We start from the raw sequence: 21,538 nt of genomic DNA, 5'->3' as shown, positions 1-21,538 counted from the left end.
GATGAACCGGACGGAAACGACGACGATCAAGCACAATCAATCGGGAACGGTCATGACCGGGATGTCCGTGACCTGCGTTTGGCAATCTTCAAGCTGGTCCACGACCGAATTGCATCCGTATTGCCGGGCGGTTTCGCGGACGTTTTCAAGCGATCGGAACAACGTGTAACGCCAATGGTTCCAACGCTCGCGGTCCGGTCCCGTCATCATCTCGTTGACCCGCGACCACAAATCCGTCGTGACCGGCGAATCGAACGATTGGCTGGCTCCATGGAAGAACGCGTGCTGGATCTCGTTTTCCTTCTTCGCGGTCCAGCTATCGAACCGATCGTAACGATGCGTTTCGAGGTTCAGCTCGTCGACCGTCAATTCGTTGTCATCGCAGTCGTGCGCCGCATCGTCGTCGTCGTCATCGTCGTCCTCATCTAAATCAGCACGGGCCGCGAGGTCGTCATCGTCGAAGTCAATGTCTTCTGGGCTAAGCTGTTTTCGTTTTGGCTCCGGCACGGCGACTTCGATATTGATCGCGGTGATGAATCCGATCAGCTTGTGATCGCCAACCACTTCGATGTCATCGAGCGGTCCGTCGTTCAAGTAAATGCGTTGTTTCAAAACTGGCACCCTTTCGTGGCGTGGGAAGGAATCGAGGTTGGGTTTGGCGGCGTGTAGAATCCGTGGGCGAGTGACGAACGATCCAGAGCGAACGCGGCGGCGTCATGGATCTCGCTCGGGACGATCCGGTTGGACCAAGCCCACTCGGCGACAAACCGGAAAGCTTCGAGCTGTTGTGGGGTTGGGGCTTTCGGCAGGTCGTCGGTTTGCATGTCAGAAGGGGGCTTCTTCGAGGGCTTCGTGCGGTTGCTCACCCAGCGTTTGCTTGATGATCTGGTCGTACCGCTGGCCAGAGATGCTGCGAACGGTGATGGACGTCGGACCGGCTAGCAGACCAGACACGGCGATGTCCATCGCCTCCTCGGCGGTTGTCGGGCACGGATCGAGGCATCGTTCGTTCCACCACGTTTCGGCCTTGCGGCGGGCGTAGCCAGAGTGCTCGATGCAGATGAACTCGCTTTGCCACTTTTCCAGGCCGATCATGTAATCGACCCGCAAACATCGCGGTGCGTCTTCGTCGGCACCACGCTTTTGATGAATGCGATAGATGGTGTCTTGGACTTCGTAGTCGGTGTCGGTGACCTCGCCAGACAACACGCCGGCTTCGCTTGCCTTGGCGTCGTGCGCTTCACGTTCCGGTGGCGGGAACGGGTGACCGCACTCTGGGCAGTTTGCATAGCCGCACGCGACCAGCGTGTGGCACTTCTCGCATTCTTTGGCCGGCGGTTCTTGATCGGGTCGCGATGCCTTTTCTTTGGGTTTTATCTGGTCGATCGGCCCGTGGCGTTCGATGTTGCCGCCGAAGTCGAGGACCAGGCAGTTCTGTTTGTCGGGATGCAAACGGAATCCACGGCCGACGCACTGGTAGAGCAATCCGGGTGACATCGTTGGTCGCAGCATTACGACGCAATCGACACGGGGTGCATCGAAGCCGGTCGTCAGAACGTTGACGTTACACAGAAAACCCAGCGGTTCGGTTTCGAGCAACGATGTTGGGGCGTCGCCTCTGAAGCGGGCCAGCAGTTCGTCGCGTTCATCGGCCGGCGTTTCACCCGTCACGAAACCACAGTCGATGCCGTGTTGCGAACGCAACGTTTCGACGACTTGCCGCCCGTGTGCCACCGACGACGCAAAGATCAAGACCGCCCGACGATCGGCCGTCAGTTCCACCATCTCGGCACACGCGGCCGACACGAGCGCCTCGTCGCCGGCGAGTTGCTCGACTTCGCTGGCGATGAACTCACCGGCGCGGACGTGAACGCCTGAAAAGTCGGCTCGGTTGATGCCGGCTTTGGAAACCAGCGGGCTGAGGTAGCCATCGCCGATCAGTTCCTTGATACCGATTTCGTAACAGATGCTGTTGAGAAAATGATCCGGAGAGCAGATCATGCCGGAGTCCAACCGAAACGGCGTCGCGGTCAGACCGATCACTCGAACATTCGGATTGATGACCTTGCAATCGGCCAAGAACTGCCGATACATGCCATCACCCTTCTTTGAAATCAGATGGGCTTCGTCAACGATGATCAGATCAAACGGATCGAGGTCACACGCTCGTCGATAGATGCTCTGGATGCCGGCCACCAACACGGGCGTGTTCGTATCACGCTTCTTCAGCCCAGCCGAATACAATCCGACATTGATGTCGGGGCACAACCGGCGAACCTTGTCGGCGTTCTGTTCTAGCAACTCCTTGACGTGAGCCAAGATCAGCACGCGGCCGTTCCATTGCCCCACAGCATCGGATGCGATCTTTGCCAGCACGAGTGACTTGCCGGCACCGGTTGGCAGCACGGCGACCGGATTGTCGTCGCGGTTGCGGAGGTGAGCGTAGACCGCATCCACGGCGGCTTGTTGGTATTCACGCAGCTTCATTGCATCGGCTCCCCGTTGTGGAACTTCTGTCCGCGTTCGATTGGCATCGCATCGGGAAGCAACGCGTTCAAGAACGTGCAACTCTCACAAATTCGGTTGCCCGGTCCCGTCGACACAAATGCTTCGTCGCAACGAAGGCACGATCGAAAGCCTTGCTTACCCATCGGAGCCGGAATGTTTTGCACGACGACTTCGGCACGCGGATCCGCTGGTTCGGGTTGGTGCTTCTCGATCGTCAAACGCACGATCTGACTGTCGTCCAGATAGACGCCGCCAAATTGCATCGCATCCAATAACGCCTTCATTGAGTTGTCCACGTCGCGCCGGCGGCGATCGGGCGGGATCAAACGAACGTCAACGATCAAATCGCCCTCGAGCGTCTTCAACTTCTTGCGATGCAACATCGAACTGACCGTCGCCTGGTATTGCCGGCCCTTCTTGCTGACCAGCACGCGGTTGCCGACGTGCCGCCAGTACGTGTTGACCGACGGCGGAAAGGGAAGTTTGAGTTTGAACATGATGCGGACTCTTGGGATGATTCAATGAAAACAGCCGGCCGGCATCCGTGCCGGCCGGCTGTCGGGCTTGAAAACGCTAGCGTCGGGCAACCGCTAACGCTTCCAAGGGGCGTCGGTGCCATTGACCTGCGTCGCCGGTTTGGGCTCCGCGGTCGCGTTCACTTTGGAGTATCCTTTCACCTCGCTTTGCAATTCGTCGGTGTCCTTGCGACGTTTCAGTCCGACCTGAATGACCAACGGCAGGTCATGCAGGTCCGCCGAGTCGGTGGGCACCAAGACGCCGACCGACCGACAGATCGAAGACAACTCCCGCCGGGCGATATCCACCGCGGTCGCATTGGGGTTGTCGAGGTTGAGCCGCACCCAGATAAGACGGTTTGCGTGCTCACCCTCCACGATCTGAAACGTCAATTGCAGGTAGTTTCCATTACCGGTTTTCGTCGGCTTCATTTCGCTGTCCGTGATGACCGCGACATAGCTGCCGGCGGGAAGCGGAGTGAAGTCTTGCGACGGTTCGACTTGATTGGCGTCAAAGCCTTGAAGATTTGCCATGTGAGTCTGTAGTCCTGAGTCTGGAGTTCTTGAAAAAGAGAAAGAAAGTTCAGCAGCAGGCTGAATCAGTTCGCCATCGCACCGACGAACGCCGGCCACGACAGAGGCAACTCGTCCGTGATGCCGTAACGATTTTTCGCCACGCAAGACGGGCATCCGTAAGCACGCATCACCCGCTCGCCGCCGTCCTTGCCAATCGCATGAGCGATCGTGCGTTTACGGTTGAAACCACCGTCTTCGGTTTGCGTTCGCATCTTGCGAGTGGCGAACAACACCGCGTCGCACCATTCTTTGATGAGCGCCGCCGCGTGCTTGTGCAGACGCGGCGAATAGCGGTCGTAGGGCGAAGACTCGGGATCTTCAAACCGCTCGACTTTCGAGTGAGCGATCAAGACGACCACCATGCCTCGCGATCGCAACACGTTGAGCAAGTCCAACACCTCACGCCACAACGACAATGCGTGCATGTAGCCACGGGCGTACCCGCCGTCGACCTTTTCGATCGACTCGACGCCGTATTGCTGGCACAACTTGTCCCAGACGAGACGTTCGAGCCAATCGAGCGAGTCGATCACAACGGACTCGAAATCGTGCTTCTCGTTAACAAGCGTTTTCAGCGCCGCGAGCACTTCATCGAACTTGGTCGCGAGCGGAAAGCGGTCGCAGTCGATTTCATCTAAACCGTCTTCGGTCTGAATGAACACGGGTTTGGGGGCTTCGCTGCCGAACGTCGACTTACCGATGCCTTCGACACCGTAAAGCAACACACGAGGCGGCTTCGATTGCCGGCCCGACTGGATGGTTTCAAGCAAACTGGTCATTCTTTTTCAGGACTCCAAAATTAGATAGTTAGGTAGATAGGTCGATGAATCAAAACACGGCCGATCACAGCGAAGCGATCGGTTCGATGTCAAAGTTGCCGTCGCGATCGGACGTCACGAGGTAGTGCTTCCAGTCGACTTGGACGACGAAACGCTGTTCGTTGCCGAGTTGCTTGCGGAGCGATTTGCACGCTCCGGTGAATTCGCGAGACGCTTCGTTGAAGCGGTCAGCCGATCGCAAGTACCGGCCGACCGCGAGTGAGATCGCGACGCGGCGTTCAATGTCCAATGGGTTCACAAGCAGGTTTCAAAACGCGGAAGATTCTTGGCGAACAAAGTTGTCCACCCCTGGTTACCTATGCCGCGTTTTGAAAAACGTGTCCGCTAATCCCAGAAAAACGTCGCATCGCAGCGACGGAAATGAGCCGCGATGTCGTCACGCATCTTGTTGCACTTGCGGCGCGAAAGACCAAATTGACGCATCGTTTCGCTGCACGAGTGATCCGACAAAAACACGATAAAATCGCGTTGCTCTTGCGTCAGCTTCGACATCGCAAACTCGACCGCGTCCCGTTCATCGACTTGCTCAATCGAATCCATCGGGATGCCCATCGTCCGCCGGCACAGATCGCTGTCGGAAATCTCGCCGCCCAGATCCGCGTACGTTTCATCGACCGTGTCGATCGGTTGCTCGAACGACTGCAACTGAATGTCGTCCTGGATCGGATGGCGCTTTTGTCGCTTCTTCGCACGCAGCAATTCGCGAACGCCCGAATCGAGCACGCGAGTGATGAACGTGTTCAGCTTTGACCGCGACGGATCGAACTGGTCCGCCTTCTGGATCAAATACATCAGCAACTCTTGCTCGATGTCTTCCGGGTCGCAGTCCGCGAACTCCGGCCGCGGGGCCAATTGTTCGCCTTTGAATTTGGCCTGTCGAAACGCGAACTCGGTCAGGATCGCTTCGCCGAGGGGCGTCGTTTCGTTCGTTTGGCCGGATTGAGTCGCTTCACTCATCGTTGTCTCCGGCTGGAGGCATCTGAGTGACGCATCGCTCGCCAAAGACCGCAACAGAAACCGCGTCGCGACATCATCAGTCACGAATCACGGGCGGCCGGCGAGGGGATCGAAGCGTCACATCCTCACAGCGAAGACGTGCCGCTACATCTCGAGTTACCCGGTCACATTTGGAGTTACCGGAAGAAAGTTTTTAAACTTTCGTGTCGCCACTTTCACCGTCGTCGTAGATCGAGGACTTCCAGTCGGATTCTTCACGCTGACGCGGCGGATCGAGCTCCGGTTCGTGGAATGGACGTGGATGGCTGTCCCAGTAGTACGACATCAACACCTCGCCATGACTAACATCGAGCGCCGTGAAGCCGACGGCACGGAGAAACAGCAACAGCGAAAGATTGCTCTCGTCGACGTGCATCTCAATGTGCGTCAATCGGCCAAAACGTAAATCCGATTGCAGCAACGCGATCAGTTGCCGGCCGAAGGACCGCAACTGGTACTTCGGCTCCACCACGATCCGTTCAATTTGGATCCATGATCGGTTGCGAGGACGTTCGTAGATCACCGCAGCCACCACTGCCCGCGGACGCCGGCCGCGTCCGGGAAGTTCGATCACTCGGCCACGGATGTCCGGATCGTGGATTCGCTTTAGATACTCATCCTTGCTCCAAGGATGTTCGGCAACTGCGTTGTCGATCGCCACGACGCTGTCCAAGTCTCCTTGATAGATGTGGCGTTCCTTGCCCTTCATCGGTTCTTTCGACGGTGACGGCTTGCGGCGGTATTGTCGCTTCGCAGGAAACCCGATGTTGTGAAGCGAAGCAAGCGCCTGCACGTCGGCCGCTGTCAGGCGAATTCCTTTTTCCTGCTTCAATGCCGTCTGGATACGTTCTCGAAGTTTCATCAATTCAATTCCAATTCTGAAGTTCAAGTAAAAAACAATCATTTGATCGGTGCATCACTCACACCAACCAATCGGGCTCACAACGCGGCGAGTAAATGGGAGCGACGCCGCGGGTTACCGCATCGTTCAGATGGTCGGCCAGCGGTTTCAGCTCGGTTTCCAAGGCGTCGATGGTTCGCCGAATGGCCATGGAAACGGACTTGCTGATCTTGATCACATCGCCGACCTCGCGACGCTTGCCACCCTTGCCCAACACGGATGCGAAGTGGGTCGTCAACGCATCTTCTTCGACCTGCAACCGTTCCAAGTTGCCGAGGTCGTTGTTCGATCGAGCTTCCTCGATTTCCAACATCAGTTCTCGGTAACGCTGCCGGCACTCATCGACGGATTGCTGGTCCGCCAATTCACCCGACGACCCGATCAACTTCTGTTCGTCGATCCCGATGCGACTGGCCAACAAAGTGATGGCGGGCACAGGTTGATGAGGCGTCGCCAACAACCGAGCGATGTACAACGGCCCGACATTGTTTTCCAAAAACGTCTCTTCGCCGTTGAAACGAACCACCCATACCTGACCCTTGCGATAAAACGCATTGCCGGGACGCTCGGTGGACAAAGGAATCGCTTGCCGCAGTCGATTCGGTCGCAACTCGACGCTATCCGACGTGAACGCAAACGCCTCCGCCAAAGTCAGCGTGCCGGCGAACGCATCGGCCGACAAACGATGGCCGATCGCGATCATCCGTGACGCTTCCCGGCGATCGGCCAACTGGGACGCACCCCGCCGCGTCGCGAACACCACCGAAAACGGCTCGCCGCCAATCGACACGTCACCGATCCGCCAAGCCGCATTGGGCAACAGCGGTTCGGCGATTTGTCCAGCTTCGACCGCGCTGGCAAGGACATTGGCGATCCCCACCGGATCGACCGCCCACGTCTGCAACTCCGCCGCGTCGATCGGACCGCCCTCTCCGTACGGACACACCTCGTAGAACTCCGCATCGTCGCCGTCGCCGTTTTGAACGACGTCATGCGACGCGCAAAAATCGCACGACCCATCCACTTGGTTGCTCGGCGTTGCCGGCGAGATCATGCCCAACGATTCCAGCATCGTTGCCGCGTCTTCACCTGCGATGGACCGCAGCTCACTTCGCATCAACCTTGCCGTATCGGACCAATCGCATTCAAGCAGCTGAAGCAGCGTCGGTATCGACTGCATGCGTGACTCCCCAATAAGCGAGGTACTTTTCCGCCAACACCCGTTGCACGTTGGTCAACTGTTTCAGCGTGCTGCGATTCGGCTTCGTGATCGCAAGCGAAAAGTCATCGCCAGCAGCCATTTGAAATCGCAACTCGACACGTCGCAACTCCATCAATGCACGCGGCAGATTGTCTTCGCGGATGAAGCAATCAATGAATCGTTGCAGCGACCTCGCGCCGTATTCATTGTTCGGCTCGAACGTCGCTCCCGCCTTGGCACCACGAATCTTAATGCGAGCCGAAGTCACGATCACCTCTTTGATCGCGTCCTGTGGCATGGTCGGAAACAGAAACGACGGATCCAGGATTCGGCCCAACATGAATGGTTCGGCCGCTGGGTCTTCAGGTGGCAAATGCACACCGAGGAACTCGCGAGCCAAGATCGGCTGCAATGCCGCGTGCACTTCCTTGCCGCCTTTCGCGTAGATGTCGAAGTAGTGGTTCGTTTCGTCATGCACAAACACGTTCTCGAACGCATGCGTCTCACACTGACGTTCAAACCGATGTTTGCCGTCGACCAGTTTCAAGAACGTCTGCCGGTAATCGTCCAAACTGACGAACAGATAATGCAGCCCCGGACGCCGCATCGAGTACTCGACGTGGCAATGCCGACCTCGTCCCTGCCTGGCCGAGTAGTACGCGGAGATCGCATTGGCAAACGCACTGAGTGCCTCCGGCGAAGTCCGCGGTTTCGCCTTCGGCACATCGACTCGCCGCTGCGATGACCGACCACCGATCACGCGGTCGGCTTTGGAAAAACGCATCGCCGCTTGGTACGCTTGCGGTGCTTCCAAATACGCGATCGCGGCACAATCGTAACGACTCTCCAGTTGTTCCAGTTCCGCCAGCAAGTCATCCATCTTGGCTTGCTTGATCTGTTGAAACACAACCCGTTGAGCTTCTTCGCCGGTCATCAGATGAAGGTCACGCAACATCACCTCGGCACGGTCGTGATCGTTGTCATCGAGCGACTGATACGCTTCAAACATCGGGTCAACGTCCATCTCTGCGAGGTCCGACCAATTCAACCGCATGGGCACTTCCATTCGCCCGAACAACTCATCCAGTAACCCGTTGGTCGTCTGCCGCAACACCGTCCTCGGATTGAATCCCCCTAAACTCATAGCTTCCGCTCCCCTGAAAAGTCTGTGCAAGGTAAGCACTTTATGTGCTTTGAAAAAATAACGCCCCCAACGCGGAAGCGTTCACAACCCCGCGAAGCCGACCGCTCCGCAAGTCCCCCTCTACTCTGAGAACAGTCCCAGTGTTTCCAATTGAATCCGCATCGCCTCCTGAGAAACGATGAACTTCGCCGCCAAAGGTTCGCAGAACGCTTCCCGCAACAGTCGCTGCGGATCCGTCGCTCGCTCGCCATCGCCATCAATGAACGAGATCCGATTCGGATCGACCTTCGGCGAAGATTTCTTGATTTCCGAATCGTTGATCGGACCGTCGTCACCGACGAACGATTTCCACGCTTGCCGCAGCAACGGTTCCGGCATCAACAGACAACCCGCGAATGCGTCGGCTTGTCGTTCGACCAACGGCCGCCGACCCGTTGAACGGCAGATGATGTCGGGCGCGTTGTCGTCATCGAACACCAACGGATGGCCGTCGTCGTCAATGAACAAGTGCCGGTGCAAAACCCAATGCCCGATTTCATGCCCAAGCGTGAAGTTAAACCGAGGCGTCATCGCCGGACACCGATCCGGATCCAGTTCCGTGTCGATGTGAATCAACTTCCGGCGTGTGTACAGCACCCCATGGATGCGATCCTCGAACTCCGTTTGCAAATCCGCAAACGCAAACTCCAACCCGAGCAGACTGGTCGCAATATCGACGACTTCGATCGGAGCCTCGTTGTTCGCACCGACCATCCGCTCGTAATCCGCCAGCACGTCGCTGGCCATCGCAGCGATTGTTTCCGGCGAAAGTTCGGGCACGTCAATTCCCTGTGCCAGTAAATCCACGACCATGGTTACTTCACCTTTGCTCTCATGCGTCCGATGGTTTGTTGAAGTTTGGCGAATTGTTCGGGCGTCAAACCCCGAGCCGCCCGCATCAGTTCCGGCATCTCCTTGGGATGCTCTTTGACAATCTCCTCCATGTCCTCCGGCACACGGTCAGCGAGCCCGATCCACAGGTCCACGTCCTCGCCCAGGATCTCCGCGATCTGCCGCACCCGATCCGCCGTCGGCGGGTCGTACCGTCCCTGTTCGACCTGCGACAGGTACGTCGACGACACCCCGATCATGGTCGCGAACTTCCGCAACGTGATCTGCTTCGCCAGCCGTTTTTCACGCAGCCGACCGCCGAAATCCGTCGTCGTCCGTTTCTTTTGAACCGCCTTTTTCACCGCACCGCCCCCGAAAAACGAGGCAACCCAATCCATTCACTCATATTCCCAATCTCCAAACGAAAACGCCGGCCACCCACGACCGACCCAACCACACCCCCGCCGCCACGCCGAACCAACCGGCCCGGCAAACCGCAAAAGTGAAGTGCGTACTTTGCACCGAAAGTCATCCTAGACATGTCCACCTGACCCAGACAATCCCCCAACGCAAAACTTTGCTATCAAATGCCAGTCCGAGCATTGAAGCCCACCCCCGTGACACGTTTGGTCCACCGGGTCGGAAAGATTTCATTTGTTCACGAGTCGATCATCACGAAACGAGTCAAGCAACTCGTTGTCGACATGCCATTTCGATCATCGCAAACCTGATTCAGGCCGAATCGAGACCGAACAATTGTCGCGTAAAATCGCAAATCGCAGGCCAGGCTGCGATTACAAGCCGGGCCGATAAGACCACACCCGCCAGGAACGCAATGAAGAGAGCGATCCAAGCCAAAAATCGACAGAGCCACCGGAACCAACCGTGGTACAGCCATTTGACGATGCGCGGGAGATCCTCTCCTTGAACTCCGTCTCCACAACTCGGTGCTTGATCCTCGATCAAGAATGGTCGCCAATGCTGGCGAACGAATTCAGGGCTGAAGTACAGTCCGTGCCCTCCTTTGAGACCGTCAACCGATTTGTGGAAGCGATTGACAATGAAACCCTCTGAAAACCCTGTGGCACCAGCCATGCCGTAGTGCCATCCGAAAGTCGCACCAAGGATCGGGAAAACGTCACCAGTTCCGCAGTCGTTGATGACGAAGTCCTTCGTTGCGCGGTCGCCGTCCCCGATCCGTCGCTTGATGTCGGACCACTCAAATTGCTCGTTGGCTACCGAACCACAAAATACGATTTTCCAAAATTGGAGATCGGCGTCAGCTTCAATCGCCTTCAGCGTCACATAGGTGCCGAAGCTGTGAGCGATGACGGACATTCGAGCATTTGGATATTGATTCTTCAGCGCTCGCATCCGCTTTAGGACGCGTTGCACCGGAGTTTTCGAGCCGTCCCATGGCCACAAAAAACGCATGGCCGGATACAGCTGATACTGAAGCATCTCGACTGCGGTTCCCTTCGCGACCAAATTGTGAGTCACATTGTGCTGCCAATTTCCGATGTCGCGAATACCGTGGATCATCACGATTACGTGGGTGATTTCCGTTGCCGACCGTCCGTAATTTGGGTCCACGGAGAACTTCACTATCGCTGGTAATTCTCCCTCATTACGTTCAGGTAGAGATTCAGACTGATGAATGGTGAGCAAAAAGACCTGGTCTCCGTTCCAATTTTCGCTCTTCAGAATTGCCGGAATCACGGCTTCAAAGGTGAGCTCCGATTCTTCCCCAACAGTTGATTCGGAAAGCAAGCTCAGCTCTTTGGCAAGCATTGTTTGGACATCGCCGAGCGAACCACGCGGAACCGACATTTCGCAACTCGGGCTCTCGTCATCACTGCTTTTCAAGGTGCAGCGAATATCTAAATCAAGATCGAGTGGCTGCAAACAATTCCTTAGGTACGTCTCAAGCCGTCCACAAATTGCGAGACCCTGAGTTCGGTCGTTCTCCCAGTCGTTCTCAACCACGCTTACCCGCCTTCAAATACTGCGACTCAATCTGGGAAGATAGGTCGATACGGTCCCCTGCAATTTTGACCGTATTGCCAATCGTTTGCAGGGGAGCGGCCACCATGACTTGGTCAGGAGTTTTAACAACCCGAATGCCAATCTTGGCCTCAAACGTCTCGCGATCGAAGTCAAAACTCATCGACTGTTGCTCGCTTGGAACGATCGATAAGAACTCCGCCTTCGCACCGTCGCCGAGATAATCATTTGCGAACTTCAGAAACGAAGTTCGGCGAACAGGTGCCGTTCGCACACCGATGATGGCGTTGAAGAGTTCTTCCCGTACGGAATCCGACTTGGTTTGTCGGTATGCTTGCGACAGGTGTTCGGATAGGATCGTGGTGCCGTGAACTCCACTGACAGAAAGTCGGCAGGCAAGAAATCGTTCGACCCATAAATCCGTTCGTCCACTTTGAAGGTCAACCATTCGACCTTCCCAGAGTGAGTTTTCCTCGTTCTTGCCGGTGAAGATCGCAGCCTTTCGGAGTGTGGAAGAAATATTGAATACATCCTCGATCACCGTCACCTTCGCTCCATTCGCGGTTGCCGAAAACTGCAGCCCTTCGTCTTTTGGGAACGCCCACAACACGATGCTTGACGCATCGCCTTCCTTGAAGCACGAGATCAAAAGCAAGAACGGATTGGAACGTCCGTCCATTACTTCCGACAGTCGCAATGCAAGATAGCCAGCGTTATTTTTCACTGTGTCTCCACGACCAAAGGCGAAGTTGAGCACGGACTCCCGGACGACGTTCACGCGTTGCTTTGCCTTGGGATCTTCGACCGTAAACGCAATTGGCGTCTGCGTTTCCAATCGGTTGTCTCGAATCAGTTGCGAGAGCGTTTTCTTCAGTGGGGTGCTTTGGACGATTTTTCCGCCAGAAGGCGCGACGGGGTTCTCGTCGTTCTTCTGTGGATAAACTTCGTAAGCGAATAGTCGCGTTAGATTCATTCAATCGTTCTCTTGCTGTGATAGAACTTCGTTGCCACGCAAAAGACCGCTGCACGAGAATCCTCGGTCAATTGTCTAATTGAACAGCTCACCCACTCGATGAGCGATCTGTGTCGAATAACTGCCGACGTTATGTTGAAGCAAATCGTCGATAGGCGTTCCCCGCTGGGTTGGCGACTTTACCCAATGTCGCTTTGAGCCGTTCATTACCAGTCGCTGGCGATGTTGAGTCTTCATGAACGGAGTGGAATCGACGACAGTCAAGCGTCCAAAATTTAGCATCGCGATTTCCAAAAACTGCGAACCGCCGATCATGATCAGTGAAAGACTGCGGCCGAGAGCCTGCTGCAACCGCACCAACCGATTCAATGCGAGTTTCGCCTCACCGCGATCGCTGTAGCCTGTTTGGAAATTGAATGCGATGTGCTGGATGTCGATGTGTTCGTGCAAGAATGCGCGCCAATTATCCCAATCATGTGGCATCGTTGCGCTGATGTGTGGAACCACCGACACGCCGGCAGCGGACAACTCCGATAGACAAAGCAACTGACGCTTGATGTTAAATAGGTTGTCGTGACGCGGCACGTCCAAGAACATCGAAAAGTTCGGAGCGATGTACAGGTCGGGATTGATCGCGGCGATCAAGTCCATCGTCTGCTCGACGCGGCGATGCGTCCAATATGCCTCCAGCGGCTTATCTTTGGCGGTCCCGCAAAGAATCAGCTTCGCGTCCGCGGCGATCTTGAACTTGTCGCGAAGTGAGTCTTGATCCTGAACGTTGGAAACGTAGCGTTTCCCCTTCTGTTTCAAAAAGTTGTACGGGCACATCGCGACCGCTTCCGCGTGCAAATTCGATTGACGACGGTAGCCGTGATGAACCAGCGGAACGTAGGTAGGAAGGCGAGCATCGTTTTGTTGCATCGGCCCGATGCGGTGCCGTCCGAAGCCACCAATTTCCCTCACTCGCTTCGCATAGTCGGGATGGTCGGGGCAGACGTTGTCACAGTCGCCCGAACCGCAACAGAACTGGTCGACGCAGGTGAGCAAAGCACGTTCGTTCCGCATGCCACCACAATGCTGAAGCAGTCCGCATGTTTCGCACCCAGCAGCGACGAAATCCTCCGGAACTTTCACGGACGGTCGCAGGGTCTTCATTTGCTTGGGTGTGCTAACCATCGTTTCGCTCCTCGTCGATCAATTGCACGGTGATGCTGTCCGAGATGTCACAAACATCGACGACATTCACCTCGGCGAAATCCGGACAATCCGATCCCTCAATCGCTTCGACAAGCTTGGCTGCGCCTTCACCCTCAATCGTAGCGATTGGTTCACTTCCTTTACTCAAGAACACCATCGGAAGATCGCCGGATTGTTGAGCCAGCAACGTTTCGCCAATCGAAACCAGCTTTCCGTCAAGGAGGTTGGCATCGACCCGCGTTAGTTCCATGTCGGGACGCCGGAACAATTGCGGCGATGACATGACGAGCATCTGGCGGTCGGTGCCCTTTTTGAAGGCTTCGCAGTGACCCTTTTTGAGATTCTCACCCATGGAAAACAACCTCCGCAACGACCGATCGGTAGACCTGTTCACGGCCACGCTTTTCACGTTGCAGCAAGCGTTTCTGAAACAAATCTTTGAGCCGGTTGTTCCACGCTGTTGCCTTCACCTTGGTTTCAGCGTGCTGCCGTTCGAGCTCCGCGCCCGTGATGCCCGACGAAGCGATCACCGCATCGAATGTTTGTCGTTGCCCAGGATCCAACGCGCCGGCCAAGACCGCCGATCGTGGGGGCGTCGAACCTTCACCGGCGAGGAAACAGCAATGGTTCCACTCCGACACCAGTTGTAAATCGTCGATCCAATCTGATTTCAGGTTCATCAAGATCGGATAAAGATCGTTGCGGCCGTCGGCCATCCATCCGATCAGCGGAACCAATGCTTCATTGATCCATGACCCCGTCACGATGTCGATTCCTCGAAAATCCAACAGCACCAATCCTCCCTCGGGCGATTCACTGATCGCAGCGCAGAGCATTGGGAAATGCTTGCGTCCGAGCGGCCTTCCCTGAAGGAAGCCGGTTTGGAGCGTTTCGGTAAGGAGAATAATTCGTGCCACGGCGTTTTCGAGAACCTCACTCTCTCAGGTGCATTACCTAAGAATAGGACCGTTCGATTATGCTGGCAATACCCACAGCCTATTTAAATCAGGTTTTCTTTCGATGAGCGATCGGAGGACCGGCAGCAAATCGTGACTTGGAATCCTGGTCGGAAATCGACTGAGTGCACCAAGCTGATGTCGGTGAAGTCATCTTGGCCGTCCAGGGATACTGCAGCTTCACCGCTGCGAAAGCGAACGGTGCCCCGGTGCTTGGCCATGGTTTTGAACACGTCGTTGAAACCGAAGCCGCCCGGTCGATCATCGAGTCGTGACTCACCTTCCTTCAGCGCCGTCCGAATCGCCTCGCTGTGCAACTTCAGATGCTTGTAACGCGGACTTGTGCGAAGCGAGGCCAAGACCCCGACCCCAACGTCTGCGATGGTGCAAACGATTGATTCTTCGATAGCCCGATACCCGATCAATGCACCGACACTGGTCGAACTGTGAAGCGCCGCGTTGTCGGCCATTTCTTGGACGGCGGCACCGAAGTCGGTCGCCTCAGTCATCGAAAATCCAATCGCCTTCGCGGACAGTCGCAGTCGCGACGCAAATTCAAACCACCGATCGCTCGTGACCTCCGGTTCGCCCAGCACGACAATGAACTCAAAACGTTGAGGTGTCATCAGAGCCGGCGGTGGTCGCCGAGTACCGCTCCAACGCAATCCCATCGGCGACGATACACGTTCCAAAGCACATCCCAATTCCGATTCCACAATTGCCTGCGGTAAACGTGGCAGCGATGGGTAGCCGCTGCGGAGGCAACCATATTCGACAAGCCCCGGAAGCGTCGCAGAGGTCAACGCTGAAATGAAGGTCTCAATCGACTTTCCTTTCGCGACAGCACGTTGAAGCCGTTCCACTAGGTCGACGTCCAAGATCATTGCCTTGATTTCTCCGTCATTCCCGATTTCTTCAGGGTGCCAGTACCAAAACACATTTGACTACGTGGTTCCTGATCGGTTACCGGATGGCTGAATCGGCAACAACAATTCATAGCCCTCTTCACAAAACCAATCATCTTCGGCGAGCGTTCGGTACAAGGTAGGCTTCCATGGGTACCAAGGAAATTCGCTTGCACTGTCTGCAGTCCCCCACAAATGTTCTCGAAGCGAGGATTCCGAGCACCTACCGAGTTCGATCAGTCGCCTCGAACCACTCATCAACTCGGTAGTTGCGTGCAATCCGAAAATCCGACCCAATTTCAATTCGTGAAACTGATGACGAATCCTATCGACTTCGGCGATGCCGTCGGTCACCCGAAAAACCACGGCGACAGGTTTGTCGTACAAGACGCTTGCGGTCAACCAATCTTGATCCGGAAACGCCTCGTAGTACGGGTGGAAAAATGTCTCATGCTGACCACCAGGGACCGCGTCTAGTTTTTCCGTGTTGCAGTCAGTGCAACACGCAACGATGTTTTCCAAAGTGATCGAAAGATGCGGGTAGTGTTTGCGTGGCAGGAAATGGTCAAGCGCCTTGGCCTCTCGAGTGCCACAATAGGCACAAAGGGGCGGGGAGTTTGCAACCATCAGAGCGTCGTAGAATTCCCGACCGGCTCCAGTTTTCGTCTGCATGTACGAACCGTAAAGCGACTTGAAATCGGTGGGTTTAGCGCCGCCGAACGGGTCCGATGTTACGGGTACATCATGGAGACGTCGCTTGCTTGCAAGATCGCGATACTCGGCAATCGACCGAACAATAGTTGCCGATGCACCCTGCAAACGCCCACGCTTATCCAGCGGAGTCGTTGTCGCCACGGAATCGTCGTAGAACTGCTCTGAAGTGTGGTCGAACTCTGGGAATTGGAGCGAGATCACTGAGACACCCTCTCCGCAAGCATGATCCTGACCATCGCGCGGCCTTCTGCGCCTAGCTGGCCGCCCAACGCTTCGAGCACCTCTTCATAGCTGTCGTGCTTTTCGCACAACTCGGAGAGCATTTGAAAAAAACCGCTGCGGGTAACTTCGAGTCCAAAAGCCTCGCGAGTCAGTGTGCCCACGTTCTCGCCGAACGTTTCGACCGTGGGCCTGTCGATTCGGAACGAGTCGCCCTGGCGATTCAGTTTCCAGACGCAGCTTTGCGGGACTTCCTGAAGAACCACCGGCGAATGTGTCGCGACCACCGCAACACCGTTCAGTTCGATCAGCAGTTTTGACACCGCTCGGATGTACGCCGACAACAACGGCGGATGCAAATGCGTTTCCGGTTCATCAATTAGCACTAGCGTCTTCTCAGCGACGCGATTAACCAAGCCAGCTAGGGAAAGGAGCACGATCTTGTGTCCGGAGCTCATCTCCCGAAAAACCTCGACCAACGCTTGGACATTTGGATTTGACAGAAATTCATCACCGTCGAATTCCTCCGGAAACAATGAACTCCCAATCAAAAGATCTGACGACAAAATTTTGATCGCATCTGCGAACCTCTCCGTTTTTCCCTTCCTCGACCGAACGATCAAACCAAGGTTCTTCTCAAAGTCTTCAACAAGGTCATCCGTCGATTTGTGCACGTAGCGCTGGCCGTCTTCTCCGTCATCCTCATCCTCTTCGGCGACCTCCTCGCCCTCGGTCTTTAATCCGAAATAGAAATATTTGACGTCAGACGCTGATTTTGAATCAAACTCGGCCGGCTCTTCACCAAACGTATCAAACGCACTGAATGCGACAACGACGAGGTTCCAAAACTCTTCCGTGTCGTCCTCGCTAGATGAGATTTCAAAACTCTCGCCCGGTAAAGATAACGTTGGAAATCGCACCAGATCAGCGAACCGTTTAAGAAGCGTTGTCTTGCCAACCCCATTGCTTCCGATGAGCACATGAACGTTCGTTGGCGGTTGAGACTCCGGAATTACGGGGAAATTCATCTCGATTGGTTGCTTGGTTTTCTTGGTGTAGGCAAACTCGAAAGCCTCTCGAAGATTTTTGCCAAGTGCGACTCGATGGAACTGAGTCTTCGCCAAATTACGATGAACGGATCGGAATAGTGACTCGTTCATCGACGGCTCGCTCGCAAACCTCTCGATTAGATTCGGCTGAAAGGCGATGTCTCGCATCTTTGCCAAATACTCCTCCCGCACATCATCACCCAGCGATTTTAGCGTCGCGTAATAGTTGATATCTTGTCCAATGGAGAAAAATGTATTGGTGAGTTCCTCGAATTCATTCGGAAGAGGATGGCTGGAAATACGTCCGGTGCTGAGCCCTTTCTTACCGATCTTCACGGACCCAAGTTGATGCTGTTCGCCTGCGGGTGAAACCATCCGAACAGAGAATGTGGTGGTGAAACCGAAGTCATCCCAGCCATCGCCTTTGAAAAAAGCGGTCCATTCGGTTTTGGACGACCTTCCTTTCTTTCCATTCTCTCGGCGAAAGATCACTGCGCCACCTCGAGAATTCTGTGAATGGTCGCGGTGAGCAGTTGTTCGGTGGTGGCTTGGCGTTGGCGAAGTTGCTCGGCGACGCGGTCGCATTGGGCGAGAAGGCGATCGACTTTGGCGACGATGCGGTGCTGTTCGGCGTGCGGTGGAGTTGGAACGACGTATTCCTCCAAACTTTTAGCTCCGAGATTTGGTTGGGCAGAACCGTTGTCGAATCGTTTGATCAGCTCCATGCCCAACGGGCTTTTCAAGTACAGATAGGCGTACCGTTGAGAAAGCCAAGAACTTAGCCGAATTATAACAAGCGAAGATGCCACTGCGCCTTCGATCAAAGGTTCGACAACTGCCGTTTTCCCAATCGTTGCCCCTCGCAAGCAATAGACTAAGTCACCGGGAATGATCTTGCCGCTACGCAACGTATTGAATTTATCGCGAGTGATGTAATTCATGCGTGATTGCGATAGCGTTCCATCTGGATCAATATGCCCGGTATTGATGAAAGGAATTCCATCGGCGACATATTCGCTTCGATTTGGGTAGTTCTTCCCTCGATCTCCATTCAAAAACTCCGCCATCTGGCCGAGCCGATACCAACGCCAGTTTGGCGGAACGCAAAATGGTGTTTCGTCATTGTTGATTGGTCGAACATGCCGAGACTTTATTTCTGGCAAAACTATCTCTTCCTCATCCGGGTCTTGCGTGACGAGTTTGCCTTGGACGGCGAGGGCGAGGATGGTTTGGCGGAGGTCGGCGAGGGTTTCGGGGCGGTCGTGGAGGATCTCGAAGTGGTCCGAGAGGCGACGCCAACTCGATGCGAGTTCCGCAGCATCGCGGCTGCTCGTCAGGCTCGCCAGCACGCTGCGGCGGCTTCGGTCGGTCAGCGACAACGTCTCCCGACGCTCCGACTCCAGCCGATCACAAATCCCCATCAAACGATCCACCTTCGACACAATCCGCTTCTGCTCGGCGAGCGGGGGAAGTGGGAATGCCAAATTGGCGACATCGTCAATCGGCAAGCGGCACGTACCGTGAGAAGATCGCTGGACGAGACTCAGGACTCTGCGTTTAAACGCTTGGAATACGAGCAGAACGAATTCGCGACTTGCTGGCATCGCCAAAACCAATGCCTTCATGTCTTGATTGATGGTCAGGTCTCTTTCAGAAACAGCCACCGGAAAGGAGTGATCCAGAATCATTCCACGAATCACCATCAATACAGAGTCTCGTGGAATCATTTTCGCGGATGAGTTTTCGACGCCTTCCGCAGATACATGGTCGATGGCATCCTCGATGTAGGGGCGTTTCATATCCTTCGGACTTACCCACGGAATATCGCCCTCCCAGTACGCGGGATTCTGTTTCGAGGGTGTACCGCCACCCAAAAACACGCCTAGATTGCCAACCGATGTTGTCGCCCACTCACACGGCCAATCAGCATGACGAGTTCGAGCGTCAGCCTGTTTTGCAGTTTTGATCCTCACACCCAATGATACGGCCAGCGTCTGTCTAGCTGCAGCGATCTCATCAAGATCTGCAGCGGCGGAATCATCGTCGTGAAGTCGCTCTGTTAGCTTTCCCGTAACGGCTAGTTCCAACATCAATTCGCGAATTGCTTTAACGCCAGCGTTGGCAAACACGAATGGGCGTAGCTCAGCTACGACCACATCGGGCTCACGTTTCAATACTTCATAATCAACAAGTTTCTCCGCAACGCTCATTCGGCTGCTCCAACCAACGCCGCTTCAAGTTCCTGCTTCAATTCGTCAATCGTTCCATCGGTTTTGGCTCGAATCGCTTTGAGCTGTTTCAATAACTTGTCTGGATCACCGGGGCCGTCTTCGACCGTGTTCGGGTTCTTGATGTCGAGGCTGTAGATGGGCCAGTAAATCTGGTCGCCGGCGGATTGCTCGTTCTTGCTCTGGTTGGTCAGCGTCTCGTGTTGCTGTTCGACCTCGGCGGCTTCCTTTTCGATCTGCTTCTTTTTCTTCTTGTCCGATTCGCTGCGGGCAGATGCTTTCAACGCCTTCAAGTTCTCGTAAATCGCCGACGCTTCGTTCTTGAGCGACTCGGCTTTGTCCCAATGCGGTTGGGCTTTGGCTTCCGCGTCGGTGCGCAACGCGGCAAAGTCGACTTTCCAGGCTTGTTCGGTTTCGACTCGGGATGCGAAGCCGTCTTTCTCGTCGCCCCACCACTCAGCGATTGGATCGAGCTCTTCCAAACGCATCGGCTTGGTTTTCGAGTAACTTTTCTGGCCCTCGGGATAACGATGCTCATAGAACCAGATCGTTTCGGTCGGTGTGCCTTCGGTGAAAAACAGCAAATTCGTTTTGATGCCTGTGTAGGGATTGAACACGCCGTTGGGCAACCGGATGATCGTGTGCAGGTTGCAGTCTTCGAGCAGCTTGCGTTTGATGACCGCTTTGACGCCGTCACCGAACAGTGTGCCGTCGGGCAAAACGATCGCGGCACGGCCACCGGGTTTGAGCAGTTTTTTGACGATCAGCGTCAGGAACAGGTCGGCGGTTTCGCGGGTTTTGACGTCGGCGGGAAAGCTGGATTCGATGCCGTCTTCCTCCATGCCACCGAAGGGAGGATTGGTGATGACGCAATCGACGCGTTCCGATTTGTTCCAATCGTTGTAGCCTCGGGCCAACGTGTTGGTGTGCTCGACTTGGCTGGGGACGTCGATGCCGTGCAGCAACAAGTTGGTAACACACAACAAGTGCGGCAGTTGTTTCTTTTCGATGCCGCGAATGCACTGCTCGATCGCGGTACGATCCTTGGCACTGGATCGCTTGGTCAGTTGCCGACGAAAGTTCTCGATCGTCGCGGTCAAGAAACCGCCGGTGCCGCACGCGGGATCAAAGACGACCTCGCGTTTCTTCAGGCTGGGATTGACGATCCGCACCATGAACTCGGTGACCGCTCGTGGCGTGTAAAACTCGCCCGCGTTGCCCGCCGCCCGGAGATCGCTTAGGACCTGTTCGTAAAGCTGCCCCAGTTCGTCGCGGTTGCCTTGGTTGTGAAAGTTGATCGCTTGATCGAGTTTCAAGATGACGTCCAGCATCAACGTGCCGGACTTCATGTAGTTGTTGGCGTCGGCGAAGACTTCGCGAACGACCTTAGCCTTGGCGGCGCGGGCATCGTCGCCGCGTGGAATGGGAAGGTCTTTCAGTTTGGGAAAGACGACGGCGTTGACGTGTTCGATCAGGTCGCTGGGTGGGATCACCGGCGCACCGTTCTTTTCCTTGGCCCAATTTCGCCAACGGCATTCTTCGGGGATGACGCTCTTGAATTTCTTGTCGGCGTCGGCCGCGTCGTCTTCCCATTCTTCTTCGCGTTGATCGAAGATCTTCAGGAACAGCATCCACGTGAGCTGCCCGATCCGTTGGGCATCGCCATCGACGCCATCATCTTTCCGCATGATGTCTTGGATGGATTTGATCGTTGACGAGAGACTCATTCTCTGGTTTGCCTGT

Annotated in this window: 22 protein-coding genes; all 22 read right to left on the bottom strand. The window is 55.4% G+C overall.

The window, feature by feature from the left end:
* Positions 1-36: 36 nt before the first annotated feature.
* Positions 37-621 carry a hypothetical protein gene (locus tag SV7mr_RS14630; protein WP_419187407.1) on the bottom strand — a complete coding sequence of 195 codons (585 nt, stop codon included), beginning with the start codon at positions 619-621 and terminating at the stop codon, positions 37-39.
* Positions 622-825: 204 nt separating this feature from the next.
* Positions 826-2,487, bottom strand: coding sequence for a DEAD/DEAH box helicase (locus tag SV7mr_RS14625; protein WP_145273543.1), 1,662 nt, complete (start codon positions 2,485-2,487; stop codon positions 826-828).
* A complete protein-coding gene (locus SV7mr_RS14620) occupies positions 2,484-3,005 on the bottom strand; it encodes a RusA family crossover junction endodeoxyribonuclease (protein WP_145273541.1) in 522 nt (173 codons plus the stop codon). The genes SV7mr_RS14625 and SV7mr_RS14620 overlap by 4 nt, the downstream gene beginning before the upstream one ends.
* 93 nt (positions 3,006-3,098) lie before the next feature.
* Complete coding sequence (locus SV7mr_RS14615; RefSeq protein WP_419187406.1) at positions 3,099-3,557, bottom strand: DUF669 domain-containing protein; 459 nt, start codon at positions 3,555-3,557, stop codon at positions 3,099-3,101.
* Between the two features lie 65 nt (positions 3,558-3,622).
* Positions 3,623-4,378, bottom strand: a complete 756-nt coding sequence (locus SV7mr_RS14610; RefSeq protein WP_145273535.1) for an ATP-binding protein — start codon at positions 4,376-4,378, stop codon at positions 3,623-3,625.
* A 64-nt stretch (positions 4,379-4,442) separates the two neighbouring features.
* A complete protein-coding gene (locus tag SV7mr_RS14605) occupies positions 4,443-4,676 on the bottom strand; it encodes a hypothetical protein (protein WP_145273532.1) in 234 nt (77 codons plus the stop codon).
* A gap of 86 nt (positions 4,677-4,762) precedes the next feature.
* Positions 4,763-5,395, bottom strand: a complete 633-nt coding sequence (locus SV7mr_RS14600) for an RNA polymerase sigma factor (protein WP_145273528.1) — start codon at positions 5,393-5,395, stop codon at positions 4,763-4,765.
* A gap of 193 nt (positions 5,396-5,588) precedes the next feature.
* Positions 5,589-6,296, bottom strand: a complete 708-nt coding sequence (locus SV7mr_RS14595) for a GNAT family N-acetyltransferase (RefSeq protein ID WP_419187405.1) — start codon at positions 6,294-6,296, stop codon at positions 5,589-5,591.
* Between the two features lie 58 nt (positions 6,297-6,354).
* On the bottom strand, positions 6,355-7,452 hold the full coding sequence (locus tag SV7mr_RS14590; RefSeq protein WP_145273522.1) for a hypothetical protein: 1,098 nt from the start codon (positions 7,450-7,452) through the stop codon (positions 6,355-6,357).
* Between the two features lie 28 nt (positions 7,453-7,480).
* Positions 7,481-8,680, bottom strand: coding sequence for a hypothetical protein (locus SV7mr_RS14585; RefSeq protein WP_145273519.1), 1,200 nt, complete (start codon positions 8,678-8,680; stop codon positions 7,481-7,483).
* 120 nt (positions 8,681-8,800) lie between these two features.
* On the bottom strand, positions 8,801-9,532 hold the full coding sequence (locus SV7mr_RS14580; RefSeq protein WP_145273516.1) for an ImmA/IrrE family metallo-endopeptidase: 732 nt from the start codon (positions 9,530-9,532) through the stop codon (positions 8,801-8,803).
* Between the two features lie 2 nt (positions 9,533-9,534).
* The gene (locus SV7mr_RS14575) at positions 9,535-9,948 is read right to left on the bottom strand and encodes a helix-turn-helix domain-containing protein (protein WP_145273513.1); all 414 of its coding nucleotides are present in this window, start codon (positions 9,946-9,948) and stop codon (positions 9,535-9,537) included.
* 334 nt (positions 9,949-10,282) lie between these two features.
* Positions 10,283-11,380, bottom strand: coding sequence for a hypothetical protein (locus SV7mr_RS14570; protein ID WP_145273510.1), 1,098 nt, complete (start codon positions 11,378-11,380; stop codon positions 10,283-10,285).
* Positions 11,381-11,528: 148 nt separating this feature from the next.
* On the bottom strand, positions 11,529-12,527 hold the full coding sequence (locus SV7mr_RS14565) for a hypothetical protein (protein ID WP_145273506.1): 999 nt from the start codon (positions 12,525-12,527) through the stop codon (positions 11,529-11,531).
* Positions 12,528-12,602: 75 nt separating this feature from the next.
* Positions 12,603-13,703, bottom strand: a complete 1,101-nt coding sequence (locus tag SV7mr_RS14560) for a DUF4417 domain-containing protein (protein ID WP_145273502.1) — start codon at positions 13,701-13,703, stop codon at positions 12,603-12,605.
* Positions 13,696-14,076 carry a hypothetical protein gene (locus SV7mr_RS14555; protein ID WP_145273499.1) on the bottom strand — a complete coding sequence of 127 codons (381 nt, stop codon included), beginning with the start codon at positions 14,074-14,076 and terminating at the stop codon, positions 13,696-13,698. The genes SV7mr_RS14560 and SV7mr_RS14555 overlap by 8 nt, the downstream gene beginning before the upstream one ends.
* Complete coding sequence (locus SV7mr_RS14550; RefSeq protein ID WP_419187404.1) at positions 14,069-14,560, bottom strand: hypothetical protein; 492 nt, start codon at positions 14,558-14,560, stop codon at positions 14,069-14,071. The genes SV7mr_RS14555 and SV7mr_RS14550 overlap by 8 nt, the downstream gene beginning before the upstream one ends.
* Before the next feature lie 164 nt (positions 14,561-14,724).
* Entirely contained in the window at positions 14,725-15,564 is an 840-nt protein-coding gene (locus tag SV7mr_RS14545) for a hypothetical protein (RefSeq protein WP_145273493.1), read from the bottom strand.
* A 60-nt stretch (positions 15,565-15,624) separates the two neighbouring features.
* The gene (locus tag SV7mr_RS14540) at positions 15,625-16,500 is read right to left on the bottom strand and encodes an HNH endonuclease (RefSeq protein WP_145273490.1); all 876 of its coding nucleotides are present in this window, start codon (positions 16,498-16,500) and stop codon (positions 15,625-15,627) included.
* A complete protein-coding gene (locus SV7mr_RS14535) occupies positions 16,497-18,059 on the bottom strand; it encodes an AAA family ATPase (RefSeq protein ID WP_419187403.1) in 1,563 nt (520 codons plus the stop codon). The genes SV7mr_RS14540 and SV7mr_RS14535 overlap by 4 nt, the downstream gene beginning before the upstream one ends.
* Entirely contained in the window at positions 18,056-19,777 is a 1,722-nt protein-coding gene (locus tag SV7mr_RS14530) for a restriction endonuclease subunit S (protein ID WP_145273486.1), read from the bottom strand. Before SV7mr_RS14530 ends, SV7mr_RS14535 begins: the two co-directional genes overlap by 4 nt.
* Positions 19,774-21,522, bottom strand: a complete 1,749-nt coding sequence (locus tag SV7mr_RS14525; protein WP_145273483.1) for a type I restriction-modification system subunit M — start codon at positions 21,520-21,522, stop codon at positions 19,774-19,776. Before SV7mr_RS14525 ends, SV7mr_RS14530 begins: the two co-directional genes overlap by 4 nt.
* Positions 21,523-21,538 lie beyond the last annotated feature (16 nt).

Origin of the sequence: Stieleria bergensis, assembly GCA_007745635.1 — a bacterium.
In the GTDB taxonomy this organism is placed as follows: domain Bacteria; phylum Planctomycetota; class Planctomycetia; order Pirellulales; family Pirellulaceae; genus Stieleria; species Stieleria bergensis.
The sequence above is the reverse complement of the archived record's forward strand: the minus strand, read 5'-3'. Positions and strand labels throughout refer to the sequence as shown.